The sequence below is a fragment of the Frankia sp. CeRuru1 genome, from assembly GCF_977966315.1.
The window spans coordinates 1-5,510 of record NZ_CDWWEW010000343.1; the positions used below are offsets into that span (position 1 = coordinate 1).

The window sequence follows — 5,510 nt, forward strand, 5'->3', positions numbered from 1 at the left end:
AGTCTACTGTCTCTGGTTCGGCTTCTCCCGGAAGCGTCCGATATCCAGAATCTCACAGATCAATTCAATCATCCTGAAGCAGAAAATTGACGACTGGGCGCGGCGATGCCGCGAACTCGGGATCGAACCACGGCTAAAGTTCTCGCTACACGAGTAGCGATGGCGCCTTGCGGCTATGGCACCCCTGCGAGTGGGCTGCGCGCCGGATGCTAAGATCAAGACATGGCAAGCCAGAACGACAGCGTAAATAAGCCGGCTCAAGAGCACCCGGCTGCCTCATCTGTTGTCGTGGCGTCAATGCCGTGGGTTTTTACCCAGCATCTTCCTCTTACGTCTGGCACCTTCATAGAAGAGGCGAAGGCTCGGGGAGTCCAGATCGACGCCTCCACGCTTCGCGCACTATACAGACATCAGGTGCTGGCGCCCTTCATTGTCATCCGAAACCGTCCGGTTGGCGAGGCTGCCCCTGGCCCATACGCCGAGCCAATCCGTGCGGGAACGACACTACAGCTATTGCGGTCTGGGCGAAATTCCGGGCGCCTACAAGATCCATCGACGCTGCCATACAGGCCGCGGCTGAGTTTCGCTTCCCTCAACAATAGGTCGAGCGAAGGTGTCTTGTACTCGTGGCATCAACTACTAATGCTACCCGAGATTGCAGATCTTCTGGCTCGCCGTCGCTATCACCTACGGGGTAGGAAGCCCGTGGCTTCTCTGCCTCGTCCAGACAAACACGTGGTGGATGTTCTCGGCCCTCGATACAGAAAGATTGCCATCGCGGTTACTGCATTGGAGCCGCGCTATCTGCCTAACCTTGACCCGGAGTGGATCAATCTAGTCAATGCCGAAGCCGATGAATGGGATCAGTACCAGCAGCGATTTGACCCCGTAGCCGCTAGTCACATTTTGGCTTATTCGGCCGAGGAAGCCAGAAACGACGCCGAGCACTTGCTGATGCGGGCACACTTTATTGATCCTCTCGGAGGTTCCTGGTCCCGATTGGCTCGCCGCGCACCTCGTTCCTCTTGGAAGGGCCTTAAAGGCGCGGCGCTCATGGCAATGACGCTGAGGGAGACGGCCGAGATATTGCTGCGCTTCTATGAGGATCTCTCGAAGCGTGGAGCGGCGCCAGCCCTACCGGCCATCCCGGGTAAAGTCTTCCACCCACTTCTAGAGCGGCTCAGCTATCGCCCTGACTCCCTTGACGAAGACCTCATGAGCCTAGGCCTCTCCCCGCATCCACGGGTCGTGCTCGCGCTAGAAGGAGAGAGTGAGGAAATACATGCCCCCAAGGTCTGGCAAGCCTTGGGGTTCCCCAAAGCTCCCGAACTAGTACGCATTCTGAAGATGGGTGGGGTGGACCGCGATCTAGAGAAGGTGGCTGCCTTGGCTGCCACCCCACTCATTGGACAGCGGCACGGTGAATACTGGGCGCTAATTAAGCCACCGACGAGGCTCCTGATCGCTGTCGACCCAGAGGGAAAGCAATTCGGCACACCGGACAAGATCGATCAGACTCGCCGTAAGATCGTCGACGAGATACGCGCGGTCTTGAAAGCACAGGGGGTACAAACCACGGATGACGAACTGGAGGAGCTTGTAGAAATAAACACCTGGTCATCCTCGTGCTATGAATTTGCACACTTTAGTGATGAAGAATTGGCTACGGCAATCGTCGGGGTGCATACCGACGCCAATGGACTCAGCTTCACTGATCTGGTTGCAGCGCTGGCGACCGAACGCAAGCGACGCAAGGACATCAAAGAGGTTTGGAGTCAATGGAGGTATAAACCGAGCAAGGTTGATCTAGCCAATTGGCTCTGGCCAGTGCTTGAACGTAAGCTGAAGGTGCTGGATGTCGATCCGGATGCCACGCCGCCCGAGATCGCGGTAGTGGTCGCATCTGCGTTCGCAACAGCGCAGAGATGGCGCTACTCCTCTTTCGTTCTCAAGGCGACCGACTAGCACTATGCAAGTCCACTCGCGGACGTCTTGAGTGCTGCATTCTTGCCGACGTACCGTTGCGTCCGCAGCCACACCACCTGATGAGTCTGATTCACAAAATGGCGGGACTGCGCCACAGCTTCGCCGCACCCGCAGCGGCAGGCGCGCGCACAAGCGGCGACAGTAGCGCTCCGCTTCTCTATGTTCACCCTGAGCGACTTCGAGTACAATTGATCTAGATCCGTCCGAAACGTCGGGTTTGAAAGCCGCTCCACGAGGGGCACCCGTTGAACGGCAGCGTTCTCGCAGGTCAGATACTCGCCCACCGTTCCTCCTCTGATCGTTTGGGCCTGTTTGGTCACAGATTGGTCACGGCCGCGCCGTGACCGAAGTGGACGGACGAGGGAGTCCGCGGGCCGGTGGCCGGGCAGTCTGACGCAGGCGCACCCGGTTCCGCGTCGTCATCACCCAGGCCATCGGAGTCGTCCGAGTCGGTCGCGTCGCCGCCGTCCGCCTGGTCCTCGTCTGCCTGCACGCCCGTGCCGAGGATCAGGCCGGCAACGATTTCCGCAGCGTCGGAGTGCATGCCGGGCAGGACGTGACTGTAGGTCTCCAGGGTGATCGTGATGCTGGAGTGCCCCAGCCGCTCGGAGACGACCTTGGGATGCACGTTGCTCGCGAGCGCGAGGGTTGCCCAGGTGTGCCGCAGGTCGTGCAGCCGGATGACCGGCAGGCAGAGGCGCCCCACCCACCGGAGGAACGCGCGGGAGGTCCGTTCCGGGTGCATGGCCCGGCCGTCCCAGTGGGTGAAGACAAGATCGGCCTCTGGCTCCCTGCCGAGCAACGCCAGCTCCTTCAGCTTGCTCTCGCGCAGGTCACGCAGCGCCGTTACGGTGGCCGTGTCCAGGGCGATGACCCGCGTGCCGCGTACGGTCTTCGGGTCGCTGAACACCGGCACCCGGCCGGTGCCAGACGTGGTGACGTCGACGAGCGTCCGACGGATCGAGATGCGCCCCGCGTCCAGGTCCACGGCCGACCAGGCGAGCCCCAGCGCCTCGCCGCGCCGCACGCCAGTGGTGGCGAGCAGCAGCCACAGGGTGTAGGTCGGTTCCTCGCGGGTGGCGTCGAGGAAGGTCCGGAGTTCGGCGTTCGTCCAGGTGCGGATCTTCGTGTGCCGGTCGGCCTGGGCCTTCCGCCGCGGCGGCTTGGTCCGGTCCGCCGGGTTGCGCGGGATCAGGTCCCATTCGACCGCCGTCTTCAGCGCGCCCCGAAGGATCGTGTGGATGTAGAGCACGGTCCGCGGTGACAGCCCATGCCCCCGGGCATGGTCGGCCCGGCCAGCTCGGAGCAACTCGGCATAGAGGGCTTGCAGGGTGGCCGTGTCGAGGAGCTGGAGTCGCACCCCGCCGAGCCGGGGCAGGACGTGCAGCCGCAGGTTCCGCCGGTAGGACGCCAGGGTCGACGGCCGCAACTCACCCTCGACTGCCGGAAGCCAGCGCGTCTCGATGAACTCCCGAACGGTCAGCCGGGATGGCTCGACGTATGTGCCGGCGGCGAGCTTGCCGAGAAACTCCGTAAGCGCCACCTGTGCCGCCTTCTTGGCCGCGAACCCGCGCCGCCTCGCCTGCCTGCGCGCCCCGCCGTGGGCGGTGATGTCGACGACGAAGAACCATCTGCCGGAAGCGTCCTTGCGGACACTGCCCTGACGGCCGGCGCTCACGAAGCCGCCCGCCGATCGACGCCGAGCAGGTCGAGTAGCGCGGCGGACGGGATGCGGATCTTCCGGCTGGACAGGCGAATGATCGGAGTGGGCCACCGACCGTCACGCACCATCTCGTAGGCCGCGGTCCGCCCGACGCCGAGGATGCGCGCTGCCGTGGGCAGGTCGAGCACGGCCGGAAGCCGGTAAAGGGCGTCGAGGGTGACGCCGTCGCCCTCGCTTGGCTTCGCGGAGCCGGGTAGCGCCCGCACGGTCTGTGTACGGATCATTTGGTCAGACATGGGCAGTGCTCCCGTCGTGATGGCGAGGGTCAGGCTGCGTCGGACAACGGTGGTGGGCCGGTTGCCGGAAGATGTGTCCCGTCGTCGGCGGCGCGGGCGGCGTCGAGCTGGGCGCGCCAGGCGTGGCGTTGGGCGACCGCGTGCAAGAGCAGGTGTTCGCGGCGGGGTGCCGCCGGGTCGCCGGGGCGTAGGAGCTGCCAGGCCGTCCGGTCCGGGTTCGGCTCGGCACTGGCGTCGCCGCCGAGGGCTTCGAGCTGCTGGCGGATGAAGGCGATCCGGTCGTGGCGGTGGTCGGTGAGGGTCTTGCCGGACCAGCGGCGGGAGACCAGCACCCGCCGGCCGCCGAAGCCGAGCGTCTCCCGCCGGTGCGCCTTCCCCTTGCACCGCCCAGGGACGAGGCCGGGCCGGGCATTGCGGGGTTGGACGCCGTAGCGCAGCCAGTTCGCGCAGGTCGGGGAGCACGGTTCGTGCCGCAGGGCGTCGGCGAACCGGTCGAGGTGGGCCCGTTGGGCGTCGCTGGCCAGGTCGTGGCAGGCGTCGAGGCTCTTGGTCAAATACTTGGTCAGGTAGCCGATCATCCGGCTGGTCTGCGTGCTGTTCGCGGTCACGCCGTCCGCACGCAACTGCGGGCCGAAGCGGACGACGTGGGCGGGTTCGTCGTCGTCGCCGATCGCGTCGAGGGCGTCATCCCAGGCGACCAGGGGCAGGCCGATGTCCGGGTCGACGTAGCCGCCGACCGCGTCAGCCCAGACGGGCACGTGACCGTCGAGGTAGACCGGTTCGTCAGACGGTGGCCACCACACCTGGTGGTAGGTGGCAGCCGCCACCAGGCGCAGCATCGCCCGCGGCACGGTCCCGCGGATCGCCGCGTGCAGGTGGGGCGCCAGACGGCGTTGCGGTTCGAGCGCGGCGAAGTACTGGACGTCCCAGCCGACCGCCCGGCGCAGGTTCTGCCAGAAGCGGTCCAGCAGCTTCGGGAAGTGGATCGCGTCCCGCGCCGCCCGTCGGTAGTCGTACGAACTCGGGCCCACCGGGGTCCCATCCGAGCGAACCCGGCCGTAGCTGTCGCAGGTCAGCGTCAAGAACATCGACGGCCGCCACACCGTGCCATCCGGGGCGCTGAACGTCCGGCCGACGGTACGCCGGTCGACGGGCAGCCGAGGCAGGTCGGGAGCGTCCTGCCGCCGGCGCGTCGAGCGGCTCCGGCGAGGCCGATCGCGGTTCTCCGGCGCAGCCTTCCCCCGCACGCCCAAGGCGTTCAGCTCGTCGTCGACCTGGCCGATCAGCTCGTCGATCTCCCCGACCTGCGCCAGGTCCCCGGCCGCCTCGACCTCCGCCCGCGCGGATTCGAGGTCCGCGCGCAGGGAGGCAAGGGCCTTGGCGTCGTCGGTGGGCGGATGGGGGCGGGCAACGGTTCGTCGTCGAGGTGCCAGCCGGTCTTGCACTGCGCCATCCGCAGCCGCCGGGCTTTCTCCGCACACGGAGGACATGCCGATGCCAAGGTGGCGCCGCAGGGAACGGGGATGATCTGCGTTTCGCCGGTGTCCAGGTTGGTGCGGCGCATC

The 5,510-nt window shown here is 65.7% G+C and carries 3 protein-coding genes and 1 pseudogene; 1 reads left to right on the forward strand and 3 read right to left on the reverse strand.

From position 1 onward, the window contains the following. The first annotated feature begins 705 nt into the window (after positions 1–705). On the forward strand, positions 706–1,965 hold the full coding sequence (locus tag AC08OP_RS19805) for a hypothetical protein (RefSeq protein WP_476615558.1): 1,260 nt from the start codon (positions 706–708) through the stop codon (positions 1,963–1,965). A 337-nt stretch (positions 1,966–2,302) separates the two neighbouring features. On the opposite strand, the gene AC08OP_RS19810 is transcribed toward AC08OP_RS19805, so the two are convergent. From AC08OP_RS19810 to AC08OP_RS19820, 3 genes and pseudogenes are all read right to left on the reverse strand, one after another. Further along, entirely contained in the window at positions 2,303–3,664 is a 1,362-nt protein-coding gene (locus tag AC08OP_RS19810; RefSeq protein ID WP_476615559.1) for a tyrosine-type recombinase/integrase, read from the reverse strand. Beyond that, positions 3,661–3,945, reverse strand: coding sequence for a helix-turn-helix transcriptional regulator (locus AC08OP_RS19815; protein WP_476615560.1), 285 nt, complete (start codon positions 3,943–3,945; stop codon positions 3,661–3,663). Before AC08OP_RS19815 ends, AC08OP_RS19810 begins: the two co-directional genes overlap by 4 nt. A gap of 29 nt (positions 3,946–3,974) precedes the next feature. Then, positions 3,975–5,510 (reverse strand): annotated as a pseudogene (locus tag AC08OP_RS19820) (replication initiator); the annotation flags it as partial.